General features: G+C 76.0%; 11 protein-coding genes and 1 riboswitch. Of the genes, 4 read left to right on the top strand and 7 right to left on the bottom strand.

All coding sequences use genetic code 11. The features are described from left to right. Positions 1-270 precede the first annotated feature (270 nt). Positions 271-1,017, bottom strand: coding sequence for a precorrin-6A synthase (deacetylating) (cobF, locus tag AF1_RS28880; RefSeq protein ID WP_174548905.1), 747 nt, complete (start codon positions 1,015-1,017; stop codon positions 271-273). A gap of 65 nt (positions 1,018-1,082) precedes the next feature. Between cobF and AF1_RS28875 the strand changes: the two genes are divergently transcribed. The 3 genes from AF1_RS28875 to AF1_RS36700 are packed head-to-tail and all read left to right on the top strand — an operon-like array spanning position 1,083 to position 3,759. Continuing rightward, the gene (locus AF1_RS28875) at positions 1,083-2,300 is read left to right on the top strand and encodes a bifunctional cobalt-precorrin-7 (C(5))-methyltransferase/cobalt-precorrin-6B (C(15))-methyltransferase (RefSeq protein WP_067806331.1); all 1,218 of its coding nucleotides are present in this window, start codon (positions 1,083-1,085) and stop codon (positions 2,298-2,300) included. After that, positions 2,297-3,052 (top strand): precorrin-4 C(11)-methyltransferase, encoded by a 756-nt coding sequence (gene cobM / locus AF1_RS36705; RefSeq protein WP_067806328.1) that lies wholly within the window; start codon positions 2,297-2,299, stop codon positions 3,050-3,052. Before AF1_RS28875 ends, cobM begins: the two co-directional genes overlap by 4 nt. Further along, positions 3,037-3,759, top strand: coding sequence for a cobalt-precorrin-6A reductase (locus tag AF1_RS36700; protein ID WP_067806325.1), 723 nt, complete (start codon positions 3,037-3,039; stop codon positions 3,757-3,759). The genes cobM and AF1_RS36700 overlap by 16 nt, the downstream gene beginning before the upstream one ends. Here the strand turns inward: AF1_RS36700 and AF1_RS28860 are convergent. Genes AF1_RS28860 through AF1_RS28850 form a run of 3 tightly spaced genes read right to left on the bottom strand, consistent with a single transcriptional unit; the run spans position 3,750 to position 7,044 of the window. Beyond that, positions 3,750-5,237, bottom strand: a complete 1,488-nt coding sequence (locus tag AF1_RS28860) for a precorrin-2 C(20)-methyltransferase (protein WP_067806322.1) — start codon at positions 5,235-5,237, stop codon at positions 3,750-3,752. The genes AF1_RS36700 and AF1_RS28860 overlap by 10 nt on opposite strands. Continuing rightward, the gene (locus AF1_RS28855) at positions 5,237-5,857 is read right to left on the bottom strand and encodes a precorrin-8X methylmutase (RefSeq protein ID WP_067806319.1); all 621 of its coding nucleotides are present in this window, start codon (positions 5,855-5,857) and stop codon (positions 5,237-5,239) included. Before AF1_RS28855 ends, AF1_RS28860 begins: the two co-directional genes overlap by 1 nt. Beyond that, entirely contained in the window at positions 5,854-7,044 is a 1,191-nt protein-coding gene (locus AF1_RS28850; protein WP_207394073.1) for a precorrin-3B synthase, read from the bottom strand. Before AF1_RS28850 ends, AF1_RS28855 begins: the two co-directional genes overlap by 4 nt. A 46-nt stretch (positions 7,045-7,090) precedes the next feature. After that, positions 7,091-7,238, top strand: a riboswitch (cobalamin riboswitch). A 53-nt stretch (positions 7,239-7,291) separates the two neighbouring features. On the opposite strand from AF1_RS28850, the gene cobN reads away from it, so the two are divergent. Then, positions 7,292-10,894: a cobaltochelatase subunit CobN gene (gene cobN / locus AF1_RS28845; protein ID WP_067806313.1), complete on the top strand. Its 3,603-nt coding sequence runs from the start codon at positions 7,292-7,294 to the stop codon at positions 10,892-10,894. Here the strand turns inward: cobN and AF1_RS28840 are convergent. The 3 genes from AF1_RS28840 to AF1_RS28830 form a co-directional block, all read right to left on the bottom strand. Beyond that, positions 10,849-12,180 (bottom strand): cobyrinate a,c-diamide synthase, encoded by a 1,332-nt coding sequence (locus AF1_RS28840; protein WP_242608857.1) that lies wholly within the window; start codon positions 12,178-12,180, stop codon positions 10,849-10,851. The genes cobN and AF1_RS28840 overlap by 46 nt on opposite strands. Next, on the bottom strand, positions 12,177-12,779 hold the full coding sequence (cobO, locus tag AF1_RS28835; RefSeq protein WP_067806310.1) for a cob(I)yrinic acid a,c-diamide adenosyltransferase: 603 nt from the start codon (positions 12,777-12,779) through the stop codon (positions 12,177-12,179). Before cobO ends, AF1_RS28840 begins: the two co-directional genes overlap by 4 nt. A gap of 1 nt (position 12,780) precedes the next feature. Further along, positions 12,781-13,551 (bottom strand): vWA domain-containing protein (locus AF1_RS28830; RefSeq protein WP_157419332.1); only part of this gene is annotated, 771 nt, incomplete at its 5' end.

Below are 13,551 nucleotides of genomic sequence, written 5' to 3'. Positions count from 1 at the left end.
GGCCAGCGCGGCGAGCCGGCGCCGCCAGTGGCCCGCGTCGGCGGGCGGGCGGCGGGGCCGGTCCGGGACGGCGCGGGAGGTCAGATCGTCAATGCGCGGGCGCCGTGTCATCGGCTGCTCCTCTTCCGGGTGGGGGGACGACGGCGGATGCGGCTCGCCGCAGCACTCGCCGGTCGCATCTTCCTTTCCACACGGTCAGCTCTTCGTCCCCCGCTCGCAACCCCTGATCCACCCCGTTCCATCGAATGTGTGAACGAGGAAGGGGGTGGGTCAGGACGCCGGGGGCTCGCGCCGCAGGAGGTAGGTGTCCATGATCCACCCCTTGCGGGCGCGGGCCTCGGCGCGGACGGCGCGGATCTCGTCCGCGACCTCCCGCACCGGCCCGGAGATGAGGATCTCGTCGGGTGTGCCGAGGTAGGCGCCCCAGTAGATGTGGAAGTCGTCGCCCGCGCCGGCGAAGGAGCAGTGCGCGTCCAGCATGACGAGGACGTCGTCGGCGGTGGCGCCCTCGGCGGCGAGGCGGCGTCCCGTCGTCAGGTGGACGGGACGCCCCACCCGGGTCAGCCCGACGCGGTGCCGGGCGGTCAGCGCGGAGACGCTGCTGATGCCGGGGATGACCTCGTACTCGAACTCGGCGTCGACCTCGTCCAGCGCGGCGAGGGTGCTGTCGTAGATCCCGGGGTCGCCCCAGACGAGGAGCGCGCCGGTCTGCCCGTCGTCCAGCTCGCCGGTGACGAACGACTCGTAGATGTGCGCGCGCCGGGACCGCCAGTCCTCGACGGCGGCGGTGTAGGCGGCGGCGGTGCGGTCGCGTTCGGGGTCGGTGGCCTCGACGATCCGGTACGGGGGGCGGCCGTGCGCGGTGATGAGGTCGTGCCGCAGCCGGGCGAGATCCTGTTTGGCCTCACCCTTGTCGACCAGGAGGAACACGTCGGCGGCGGCGATGGCCTTGGCCGCCTGGAACGTCAGGTGGTCGGGGTCGCCCGCGCCGATGCCGATGATCGAAAGCCGCTTCACCCGGCCAAGTGTGCCAGCTATAGACTTACCGCCGCATTTCCCCCGGAACGGGCCGAAGGAGGCCAGTGGACGCGCGCGTCATCACCGTCGTGGGCATCGGCGCCGACGGATGGGACGGGCTCGCCGAGGCGTCCCGGGCGGCGCTGCGCGAGGCCGGCGTGCTGCTCGGCGGCCGCCGCCAACTCGACCTGGTGCCCGGCGGGACGGCCGAGCGGGTCGCCTGGCCGTCGCCGCTCCTCCCGGCGCTTCCCGGGTTGATCGAGCGCCACGGGGGGCGCGGGCTCGCCGTCCTGGCCAGCGGCGACCCCATGTTCTACGGGATCGGCTCCACGCTCGCGGACCTGGTCGGCGCGCGGCGCCTGCGGGTGCTGCCGCATCCGTCGTCGGTGTCGCTGGCGTGCGCCCGGCTCGGCTGGCCACTGGAGCGGGTGGACGTCGTCAGCCTCGTCGGCCGCCCGGCGCAGACGCTGAACGCCGCCGTCGCGCCGGGCCGGCGCGTGCTCGTCCTCGGCGCGGGACGCGAGGCCCCGGCGGTCGTCGCGGCGCTGCTCACCGGACGCGGATTCGGCCCCAGCCGGATGACCGTCCTGTGCGACCTCGGCGCGGCGGGCGAGACGGCGGCGCACGGCGTCGCGTCCCACTGGACGGACCCGGCCGCCTCGCCGCTCGCCGTCGTCGCCGTCGAATGCGTGCCCGGCCCGGACGCGGCGCCCCTGCCCCGCGCCGCCGGCCTGCCCGACGGGATGTACGAGCACGACGGGCAGCTCACCAAGAGCGAGATCCGGGCGGTGACGCTGTCGCGGCTCGGGCCGCTGCCGGGGGAACTGCTGTGGGACGTCGGCGCCGGGTCCGGCAGCATCGCGATCGAGTGGGCGCGGGCGCATCGGTCCTGCGCGGCGATCGCGGTCGAGAGCCGGCCCGACCGGGCCGGCCGGATCGGCCGCAACGCGGGGGCGCTCGGTGTGCCGGGCGTCCGGGTGGTGGAAGGCCGCGCGCCCGGCGCGCTGGACGGCCTCCCGGCCCCCGACGCCGTCTTCGTCGGCGGCGGCCTCACCGTCCCCGGCCTGCTGGAGCGCTGCTGGGACGCCCTCAAGCCGGGCGGGCGGCTCGTCGCCAACGCCGTCACCCTCGAATCGGAGGCGGCGGTGACGCGGTTCCGCCGGACCCACGGCGGTGAGCTGGTCCGCGTCCATGTCGAACGCGCCGCGCCGCTGGGCGGGTTCACCGGCTGGCGTCCCGCGATGCCCGTCACCCTCTGGACGACACGGAAGGACACCCCATGACGGTGTACTTCGTCGGGGCGGGTCCCGGCGCCGCCGACCTCATCACCGTGCGCGGCCTGCGGGTGCTGGAGTCGGCGCCCGTGTGCCTGTACGCGGGGTCGCTGGTGCCGCGCGAGCTGCTCGACGCGTGCCCGCCCGGCGCCCGGCTCGCCGACACCGCGGACATGACCCTGGACGAGATCGTCGCCGAGCTCGTCGCCGCCCACCGGGACGGGCTGGACGTGGCCCGCCTCCATTCCGGCGACCCGTCGGTGTTCAGCGCGGTCGCCGAGCAGATGCGCCGCCTCGACGCGGCCGGGGTGCCGTACGAGGTGGTCCCCGGTGTTCCGGCGTTCGCGGCGGCGGCGGCCTCGCTCGGCCGGGAGCTGACCGTCCCCGGCGTCGGCCAGACCGTGATCCTGACCCGCACGGCCGTGCGCGCGACCCCGATGCCGGACGGCGAGGACCTCGCCACCCTCGGCGCGAGCGGCGCCACGATGGTGCTGCACCTGGCCGTCCAGCGCATCGGCGAGGTGGTGGCCGGGCTGCTGCCCCGCTACGGCGCCGACTGCCCGGTCGCGGTCGTCGCCCGCGCCAGCCGCCCGGACGAGCTCATCCTGCGCGGCACCCTCGCCGACATCGCCGGCCTCGTGCGCGACGCCGGCGTCACGCGCACGGCGGTGATCGTCGTCGGCCGCGTCCTGACGGCGTCGGCGTTCCCCGACAGCCACCTCTACAGCGCCGAGCGGGACCGGGCGTGCGGCGCGTCCTGATCCTCGGCGGCACCGCCGAGGCCCGCGCCCTCGCCGCCCGGCTGACGGGCGTGCACGTCGTCTCGTCCCTCGCCGGACGCGTCACCGACCCGCGGCTGCCCGCCGGAGCGGTGCGCATCGGCGGCTTCGGCGGCCCGGAAGGGCTCGCGGCCTGGCTCCGCGAGCACCGCATCGACCGTCTCGTGGACGCCACGCACCCGTTCGCCGAACGGATGAGCGCCTCGGCCGCGCGGGCGTCGGAGCTGACCGGCGTGCCGCTGCTCGCGCTGCGCCGCCCCGGCTGGGACGCGGAGGACGGCGACGACTGGCGGCGCGTCCCGTCCCTGCCCGCGGCCGCCGCCGCGCCGCCCGCCGGTGCCCGCGTGTTCCTCACCACCGGCCGCCGCAGCATCCCGGTGTTCGCCGCCCGCGCCGACGCCTGGTTCCTCGCCCGCTCGGTCGACCCGCCGGAGCCGCCCGTCCCGGCCAACGTGGAGGTGCTGCTCGCACGCGGCCCCTACACCGTGGACGGTGAACGCGCGCTGATCCGGGAGCACCGCCTGACCGTGCTGGTCACCAAGGACAGCGGCGGCGCCATGACCCGCGCGAAGCTCACCGCCGCCCGCGACGCGGGCCTCCCGGTCATCATGGTGGACCGCCCCCCTCTCCCCGGCGGGGTCAGGGCGACGGACGATGTCGCGGCCGCCGCCGCCTGGGCTCAGGGGTAGCGGCGCGGCGTGTAGACCACGCCCCGGTCGGTGACGCGCGTGGTGGACGATCCGACGATGAGCAGGCAGCGCATGTCGACCCGCTCGGGGTCCAGCTTCCCGAGCGTCGTCACCGTCACGCTCTCCTCCGGCCCGCCGACGTCGCGCCCGATGACGACCGGCGTCTCGGGGGAGCGGTGCTCCAGCAGCAGGTCGCGCGCCGCCGGGAGCTGGTGCCTGCGCCGGCTCGACGACGGGTTGTAGAGGGCGATCACGAGATCGGCCTCGGCCGCGGCGGTGAGCCGCCGCGCGATCGCCTCCCACGGCTTCAGGATGTCCGACAGCGACAGGACGCAGAAGTCGTGCCCGAGCGGCGCGCCCGCCCGCGCCGCGACGGCCTGCGCGGCGGTCAGCCCCGGCACGACCCGCACGGGCACGTCCGCGAACTCCTCCGCCGCCGCCACCTCCAGCACGGCCGCCGCCATCGCGAACACCCCCGGATCGCCGGACGATACGACTGCGACCCGCGCCCCGTCCCGCGCGAGCGCCAGCGCGTCGCGGGCCCGGTCGGCCTCCACCCGGTTGCCGGACGCGTGCCGCCGCTGCCTCGGATTCGGCGGCACCCGGTCCAGGTAGGGGCCGTAGCCGACGAGATCGGTCGCGGACGCGAGCGCGTCCTGCGCCTCCGGGGTGAGCCACGGCCGCCCCGCCGGCCCGAGCCCGACCACCCACACCCCGCCGGAACCGGCCGGCCGCGCCGGGGCGGGAGCCTCGAACGACCGCTCCGCCGGGCTCGTCAGCAGCGCGAGCGACATGTACGGGACGTCCGCCGGATCGACGTCGGCGAGCGGCACGACACGCTCCCGGTCGGTCGCGGCCCGCTCCACATACCAGGCGTCACCGAGCCGTCCCGCGGCCTCGAACGCCGCCCTGACCTTGGGGAACGTCCGGCCCAGCTTGAGGACGGCCGCCGAGTCCGCGGCGCGGAGCCGCCCCGCCAGCTCCTCGCCCGGCAGCGTCCCGGGCAGGACGGTCAGCGTCTCCTCCCGCTCCACCAGCGGACGCCCGGCCGCCGCCGACGCCGCGCTCACCGACGTGACACCGGGCACCACCTCGGTCGGGTAGTGCGGCGAGAGCCGCTTGTGCAGGTGCATGTAGGACCCGTAGAACAGCGGATCGCCCTCGCTCAGCACCACGACCGTCCGCCCGGCGTCCAGATGCGCGGCGAGGCGGGCGGCGCAGTCGGCGTAGAACTCCTCCAGCGCCCCCTGGTACCCGCCCGGATGGCCGGTCGTCTCGGTCGTCACCGGGTAGACGAGCTGCTCCTCGATCCGGCCGTCCCGCAGGTACGGCTCGGCCACCGACCGGGCGATGCTGCGCCCGTGCCGCGCGCAGTGGAAGGCGACCACGTCGGCCGTCTCGATCAGCCGCGCCGCCTTCACCGTGACCAGTTCCGGGTCGCCGGGCCCGACGCCCACGCCGAACAGCCGTCCCGTCATCACTCCGCCTCGCTCGCGATGGCGTTGACCGCCGCCGCCGTCATCGCGCTGCCGCCGCGCCGCCCGCGCACCACCAGATGGTCCAGGCCGCTCGCGGCGAGCGCCTCCTTGGACTCGGCCGCGCCGATGAACCCGACCGGGATCCCGAGGACCGCGGCCGGGCGTCCCGCGCCCGCCTCCACCAGCTCCAGCAGCCGGAACAGCGCCGTCGGCGCGTTGCCGACCGCGACGACCGCGCCGTCCAGCCGGCCGAGCCACAGCTCCAGCGCGGCGGCGCTCCGCGTGGTGCCGAGCCGCGCCGCCAGCCCGGGCACCTCCGGCTCGCCGAGCGTGCACACGATCTCGTTGCCGGCGGGCAGCCGGGCCCGGGTGATGCCGGACGCGACCATCCGCGCGTCGCACAGGACCGGCGCGCCGGCGAGCAGCGCCGCCCGCGCCCGCTCCACCACGCCCGGCGACCACACCAGGTCCTGGACGAGGTCGGTCATGCCGCAGGCGTGGATCATCCGCACCGCCACCCGCGCCACGTCGTCCGGCAGGCCGGCCAGGTCGGCCTCCGCGCGGATGGTCGCGAACGACCGCCGGTAGATCTCCGCGCCGTCGCGGACGTAGTCGATCATTCCTGTCCTTCCCCTGGCATCTTCAGCACGACCGGGCCGCGGGGCGTCCCGCAGCGCCGCTCGCAGCCCACCCAGTGGACGGGGACCGCGGGGGCGCGCTCCAGGCCGGCCACCCAGCGCCGCGCCTCGCCCTGCACGTCCCCCCGCGACTTCGCGCACCCGGGGCCGCCCGTGCAGGCCGTCACCCCGACCCACGGCGAGGCGGCGCCCGCCGCGAACCCCGCCGCTTCGAGCCGGGCGGCGATCCGCTCCGCCTCGTCCCGGCGCAGATCGCGCAGCACGACACTCCGCCAGGGCGTCACGCGCACCTCGTCCGCGACCTCCGCGAGCGCTTCGGCCCCCGTCCCCGCCAGCCGTCCGAGCGGCGGCACGACCTCCAGCGCGACCAGCCCGTCCCGCTGCCCGACGATCCCGGCGTGCGGGACGGGAGGGGCGTGGGTGCCCGGCGCGCCGGTGAGCGTCCCGCCCAGCCGTTCGGCGACGAGCCGCGCGCCGCCCGGTACCTCCGCCAGCCGCCACGCGTCCCCGCGGACCGCGAGGAAGGCGTCGGCCGCCGCGAGCAGCAGGGCGACCGCGGGCACGCCGTCACCGGGCACGCCGTCACCGGGCACGCCGTCACCGGGCACGCCGTCACCGGGCACCAGGAGCGTCCCGGCGAGGAGGAGACCGGCCGGGGTGCAGGTCAGGTCGGCGTCCAGCGCGGTCATGTCACCGGTGCCGTCGTCCAGCGCGAACAGGAAGCGGCCGGACAGGGCGGCCAGCCGGGGGTGCGCGCACAGCGCCCGGTCCAGGGCCGTGACCAGCGGATCGGTCGCCAGGACGCCGCGCGTGCCGCGCCCGCCCAGCGGGGAGGCGACGATGTTGCGCACCCGTTCGTGGGACGGCGACGGCAGCAGGCCGGCCGCCTCCAGCCGTCCGGCGAGCGCGGCCGGGTCGCGGACGCCGCGCAGTTGCAGGTTGCCGCGGGACGTGAGCTCGATCACGTCGAGTCCCAGTTCGCGGGCGGCGCCGCCGAGCGTGCGGAGCTGCGCGGCGGACACCGCGCCGCCCGGGACGCGGACGCGCGCCAGCGGCCCGTCGGCGGCGTCGTGGGTCCGCAGCATCCCCGGGCACGCGTCGGGGCGGGCTCTGGCATTGGGCGCGGGGATATTCGGCAGGGGGGCATCCGGCACGCGGGCATTCGGCACGGGGAGGATGTTAACCACACTTTGCGGGCGCGCCGCGCTGCCGTACTCTTCTCCCAGACGATGGCAAAGGGAGGAAGCCGGTGTGAATCCGGCGCGGTCCCGCCACTGTGACCGGGGAGCGAACCCCGCTTGAGGCCACTGTCCACGCGGACGGGAAGGCCGGGGCGAGCGTCGATCCGGGAGCCAGGAGACTCCTGCCGTCGCGACACCCGCGACCGGGGCGAGGACCCCAGGGGGAGGAACGGCCGTGTCCGCTGGCACCGTCCTGTTGCTGTCGACGTCCGACACCGATCTGCTGAGCGCCCGCGCGTCCGGCGCCGCCTACCGGCTCGGCAACCCCGCGCGCCTCCGCGTGGACGACCTTCCCGCCCTGGTGGAGGGCACCGACCTCGTCGTGGTGCGGCTGCTCGGCGGCCGGCGCGCCTGGCAGGACGGCCTCGACGCGCTGCTCGCGGGGCCCCGCCCGGTGGTCGTCCTCGGCGGCGAGCAGGCCCCCGACGCCGAACTGATGGAACTGTCCCGTCTCAGGGGCGGCGTGAGCGGCGGTGTCTGCGCCGACGCGCACGCCTACCTCGCGCACGGCGGGCCCGCCAACCTGGCCGAGCTGCACGCGTTCCTGTCCGACACCGTGCTGCTGACCGGATACGGCTTCGCGCCCCCCGCCCCCACGCCGACGTGGGGACGGCTCGACCGCGCGGCCCGCACCACCGAGGGCCCGGTCATCGGCGTCCTGTACTACCGTGCCCACCACATGGCCGGGAACACCGCGTTCGTGGAGACGCTGTGCACCGCCATCGAGGACGCGGGCGGGCGGGCGATGCCGGTGTTCTGCTCGTCGCTGCGCACCGCCGAGCCCGCGCTGCTGGACACGCTCCGCGCGGCGGACGCGCTGGTCGTGACCGTGCTCGCGGCGGGCGGTTCGCGCCCCGCGACGGCCGGGGCGGGCGGCGACGACGAGGCGTGGGACGTGGGCGCCCTCGCCGCGCTGGACGTCCCGATCCTGCAGGGCCTCTGCCTCACCACGAGCCGTGCCGACTGGGACGCGAGCGACGACGGCCTGTCCCCGCTGGACGCCGCGTCGCAGGTCGCCATCCCCGAGTTCGACGGGCGCATCATCACCGTCCCGTTCTCCTTCAAGGAGATCGACGAGGACGGCCTCACCGTCTACCGCGCCGACCCCGAGCGGGCCGCCCGCGTCGCCGGGATCGCCGTCCGGCACGGCCGCCTCCGCCACACCCCGCCCGCCGGGCGCCGCATCGTCGTGATGCTGTCGGCGTATCCGACGAAGCACTCGCGCGTCGGCAACGCCGTCGGCCTCGACACCCCGGCGAGCACCGTCCGGCTGCTGGCCCGCCTCGGCGACGCCGGCTACGACCTCGGCGAAGGCTTCCCCGGCGTCCGCGACCGGGACGGCGACGCGCTCATCCACGCGCTCATCGCGGCCGGCGGCCAGGACGAGGACTGGCTCACCGAGGAGCAGCTCGCGGGCAACCCCGTCCGCATCTCCGCCGCGTCCTACGAACGCTGGTACCGCACCCTCCCGGGCGGCCTGCGGGAGGGGATGGAACGGCACTGGGGCCCGCCCCCCGGCGAGCTGTTCGTCCAGGACGGCGACATCGTCCTCGCCGCCCTGCGCGCCGGGAACGTCGTCGTGATGGTGCAGCCGCCACGCGGCTTCGGGCAGAACCCCATCGCGATCTACCACGACCCCGACCTGCCGCCCAGCCACCACTACCTGGCCGCCTACCGCTGGCTGTCGGAGGAGTTCGGCGCGCACGCCATCGTGCACGTCGGCAAGCACGGCAACCTGGAGTGGCTGCCCGGCAAGGCGGCCGGCATGTCGGCGTCGTGCGGCACCGACGCGGCCCTCGGCGACGTCCCGCTGATCTACCCGTTCCTCGTCAACGACCCGGGGGAGGGGACGCAGGCCAAGCGCCGCGCGCACGCCGTCCTCGTGGACCACATGGTCCCGCCGATGGCCCGCGCCGAGACCTACGGCGACATCGCCCGCCTCGAACAGCTCCTCGACGAGCACGCCACGATCGCCGCGATGGACCCGGCGAAGCTCCCGGCGATCCGCGCGCAGATCTGGACGCTGATCCAGGCCGCGAAGCTCGACCACGACCTCGGCCTGGACGACCGCCCGCACGACACCGAGTTCGACGACTTCCTGCTGCACGTGGACGGCTGGCTGTGCGAGGTGAAGGACGCGCAGATCCGCGACGGCCTCCACGTCCTCGGCCTGGCCCCGGAGGGGGACACTCGCGTCGACCTGGTGCTGGCCATGCTCCGCGCCCGGCAGATGTGGTCGGGCCGCGAGACCCTCCCCGGCCTGCGCGAGGCACTGGGGCTCAGCGAGGACGGCGGCGCGGCCCTCGCCGACGTCGACGCCGCCGAGACCACCGCCCGCGAACTCGTCCAGGCCATGGAGGACGCCGCCTGGTCCGCGGACGCGGCCGAAGAGGCCGCCCGGCGGGTCCCGGCCGAGCGCCGCGAGCCCGTGCGGCGCGTCCTGGAGTTCGCCGCCACCGAGATGGTCCCGCGCCTGGCCCGCACGTCCGACGAACTCGACCACGTCCTGCACGCCCTGGACGGCGGCTACATCCCGGCGGGCCCGAGCGGGTCGCCGCTGCGCGGCCTGGTCAACGTCCTGCCGACCGGCCGCAACTTCTACTCGGTGGACCCGCGCGCCGTCCCCAGCCGCCTCGCCTGGGAGACCGGGCAGGCGATGGCCGGCTCGCTGCTGGAGCGCTACCGCGCCGACCACGGCGAATGGCCGCGCTCGGTCGGCCTGTCGGTGTGGGGGACGAGCGCCATGCGCACCGCCGGAGACGACGTCGCCGAGGTGCTGGCGCTGCTCGGCGTCCGCCCGGCATGGGACGAGGCGTCCCGCCGCGTCACCGAACTCGAACCGATCCCGCTCGCCGAGCTGGGCCGGCCGCGCATCGATGTGACGGTCCGCATCAGCGGCTTCTTCCGCGACGCGTTCCCGCACGTCGTCGCGATGCTGGACGACGCCGTCCGGCTCGTCGCGGGCCTGGACGAGCCGGACGCCGACAACCACGTCCGCGCCCACGTGCGGGCCGACACCGGGCGCCACGGCGACGAGCGGCGCGCCACCAGGCGGATCTTCGGGTCCCCGCCCGGCGCGTACGGGGCGGGTCTGCTCCCGCTGATCGACAGCCGCAACTGGCGCGACGACGCCGACCTCGCCGAGGTGTACGCGGTGTGGGGCGGCCACGCCTACGGACGCGACCTCGACGGCGTCCCCGCCCGCGACGACATGGAGAACGCCTACCGCCGCATCGCCGTCGCCGCGAAGAACGTCGACACCCGCGAGCACGACATCGCCGACTCCGACGACTACTTCCAGTACCACGGCGGCATGATCGCGACGGTCCGGGCGCTGACCGGCAGGGCCCCGGCGGCCTACGTCGGGGACAGCACCCGCCCGGACGCCGTCCGCACCCGCACCCTCGCGGAGGAGACCGCGCGGATCTTCCGCGCCCGCGTCGTCAACCCCCAGTGGCTGGCCGCGATGCGCCGCCACGGCTACAAGGGGGCGTTCGAGCTGGCCGCGACCGTGGACTACCTGTTCGGCTACGACGCCACCACCGGCGTCATGGCCGATTGGATGTACGACCGGCTCACCGCCGCCTACGTCCTGGACGAGGAGAACCGCCGCTTCATGGCCGAGTCGAACCCGTGGGCGCTGCACGGCATCGCCGAGCGGCTCCTGGAGGCGGCCGGGCGCGGCATGTGGGAGCACCCGGACCCGGAGATCCTCCAGGCCCTCCAGGAGGTCTACCTCAAGACCGAAGGCGACCTGGAGGACGACACGAGCCGCTGAGCCGCCTCCGGATGGCCGGCCCAGTGCAGATGCAGGTAGGACGCGGTGATCCGTTCGTTCCCGAACCCGTCGCCGCCGCCCCGCCACCGGAACAGCGGCTCCGCGCCGCCCTCCAGGACCGTCCGGTGGAACTCGTGGCCCCGGAACCGCTCACCCGCCCGGGTCAGCGGGGACTCCGCCACGGCGACCGCCTCCCGGTATCCGAGCGTCAGCCGCGGCGTCATCCGCGCCCGCCCCGGCACCAGCCCGCACATCTTCCGCCCGTCGAGTTCCTCGCAGAGATAGAGGAGCCCCGCGCATTCGGCGGCGACCGGCCCGCGAAACGCCGTCACCGTGTCGAGCAGCCGCGCGTTCGCGGCCAGCTCGGCGGCGTGCACCTGCGGGAAGCCGCCGCCGATGACGAGCGCGGCCGTCCCGTCCGGTAGCGCCTCGTCCCGCAGCGGATCGAACACCGCCACATCGGCGCCCGCCGCACGCAGCAGCTCCCCGTGTTCGGCGTAGGAAAAGGTGAAGGCCGCCCCGCCCGCCACCGCGACGACCGGGCGCCCGGCCACCGGCACGACCTGATCGGACGGCTCCCACACCGGCCCGGCCGGCGGGGGAGCGGTACCGGCCAGGCGCAGCAGCGCATCGAGATCGCACGAGCGCGCGATCAGCTCGCCGAGCCGCTCCACCGCCCGCACGGCCCGCGCCCCGCGCTCCGCCGCCGGGATCAGCCCGAGATGCCGGGACGGGGTCAGCACGGCGTCGTCCCGCCGGACGGCCCCCAGCACCGGCACGCCCGCCGACTCCAGCGCGCCCCGGCACAGCTCCTCGTGCCGGTCCGACCCGATCCGGTTCAAGATGACGCCGCCGATCCGCACACCCGGCTCGAACGTCGCGAACCCGTGCACGAGCGCCGCCACCGACCGGCTCTGCCGCGCCGCGTCCACGACCAGCACGACCGGCGCCGCGAGCAGCCGCGCGACATGCGCCGTGGACGCGAACCCCGTGTCGTCCCGCCCGTCGAACAGGCCCATCACACCCTCGACCACGGCGACATCGCATCCGGCCGCGCCGTGCCGGAACAGCGGGACGACCCGCTCCTCGCCGGTCAGCCACGGATCGAGGTTGCGTCCCGGCCGGCCCGCCGCGAGCGCGTGGTATCCGGGATCGATGTAGTCGGGGCCGACCTTGTGCGGGGAGACCTTCCCGCCCCGCGCCCGCAGTGCCGCGATCAGCCCCGTCGCGACCGTCGTCTTGCCGCTCCCGGACGCCGGGGCCGCGATCACCAGTCGCGGGATCACCACTCGATGCCCCGCTGCCCCTTCTGCCCGGCGTCCATCGGATGCCGGACCTTGCCCATCTCCGTCACCAGGTCGGCGGCCTCGACCAGCCGGTCCGGCGCGTCCCGCCCGGTGACCACGACGTGCTGCGTCCCCGGGCGGGCGGTCAGCGTCTCGACCACGTCGTCCAGATCCAGCCAGCCCCACTTGATCGGATAGGTGAACTCGTCCAGCACATAGAAACGGTACGTCTCGGCGGCCAGGTCCCGCTTGATCTGCGCCCAGCCCTCCCGCGCGTCCGCCGCGTGGTCCTCCTCGGCGCCGGGCCGCTGGATCCACGACCAGCCCTCGCCCATCTTGTGCCAGGCGACCGTCCCGCCCTCGCCGGTGGCGCCGAGCACCCGCAGCGCCCGCTCCTCGCCGATCCGCCACTTCGCCGACTTCACGAACTGGAACACCCCGACCGGCCAGCCCTGGTTCCACGCCCGCAGCGCCATCCCGAACGCGGCCGTCGACTTGCCCTTCCCGGGGCCGGTGTGGACGATCAGCAGCGGCCGGTTGCGGCGCTGCCGGGTGGTGAGGCCGTCGTCGGGGACGGTGAGGGGCTTGCCCTGGGGCATGTCAGGCCGCCTTCCTGTGCGCGCGCACGATTCCATCGAGATCTCCGAGCGGCACGAGCCGCGCGTCCATCCGGACCGCGAGCCGTCCCGCCAGGCCGAGCCGGACCGGGCCGTCCTCGCAGTCCACGACGATCCCCGCCGTGCCCGCCAGCAGCCCGGCGGCACGGTCCACGTCGCCGTCCGCCGTGGCGCGCCCGTCGGTGACGACCACGAGCAGCGGGCGCCGCGCCGGATCGCGCAGCCGTTCCGCGCGCAGCACCTCGGCGGCCCGGACGAGCCCGGCGGCCAGCGGAGTGCGGCCCCCGGTCGGCAGCGCCCGCAGCCGCGCCGCGCCCGCCTCCACCGACGACGTCGGCGGCAGCACCAGGTCGGCGGTCCGCCCCCGGAAGGTGATCAGGCCGACCTTGTCGCGGCGCTGGTAGGCGTCCAGCAGCAGGCTCAGCACGGCCGTCTTCACCGTCGTCATGCGGCGGCGCGCCGCCATCGAGCCGCTGGCGTCCACCACGAACAGCACCAGGTTGCCTTCGCGTCCCTCCCGGACGGCCTCCCGCAGGTCGTCCGGCCGCAGCACGAGCCCCGCCCCGGACCGTCCGCGCGCCCGCTGCCGGGGAGCGGCGGCCAGCAGCGTCGCCACCACGTGCGGATCACGGACCCGGTCGGCGGGGCGGCGCGCCCCGGTCACCCGTCCCCGCGCCGTCCGGGCGCGCGACCGCCGTCCCGCGGCGCCGTCCCCGACGCCCGGCACCTCCAGCCGCGGCACGGCGTGCGGCGC

The sequence above is a fragment of the Actinomadura formosensis NBRC 14204 genome, from assembly GCF_001552155.1.
GTDB lineage: Bacteria > Actinomycetota > Actinomycetes > Streptosporangiales > Streptosporangiaceae > Spirillospora > Spirillospora formosensis.
This window is presented reverse-complemented; position numbering and strand designations above follow the sequence as displayed.

Coding starts and splice junctions, on each gene's coding strand:
- cobM (WP_067806328.1), top strand. CDS start 2,297: ATGACGGTGTACTTCGTCGGGGCGGGTCCCGGCGCCGCCGACCTCATC.
- AF1_RS28860 (WP_067806322.1), bottom strand. CDS start 5,237: ATGACGGGACGGCTGTTCGGCGTGGGCGTCGGGCCCGGCGACCCGGAA.
- AF1_RS28855 (WP_067806319.1), bottom strand. CDS start 5,857: ATGATCGACTACGTCCGCGACGGCGCGGAGATCTACCGGCGGTCGTTC.
- cobO (WP_067806310.1), bottom strand. CDS start 12,779: ATGCCCCAGGGCAAGCCCCTCACCGTCCCCGACGACGGCCTCACCACC.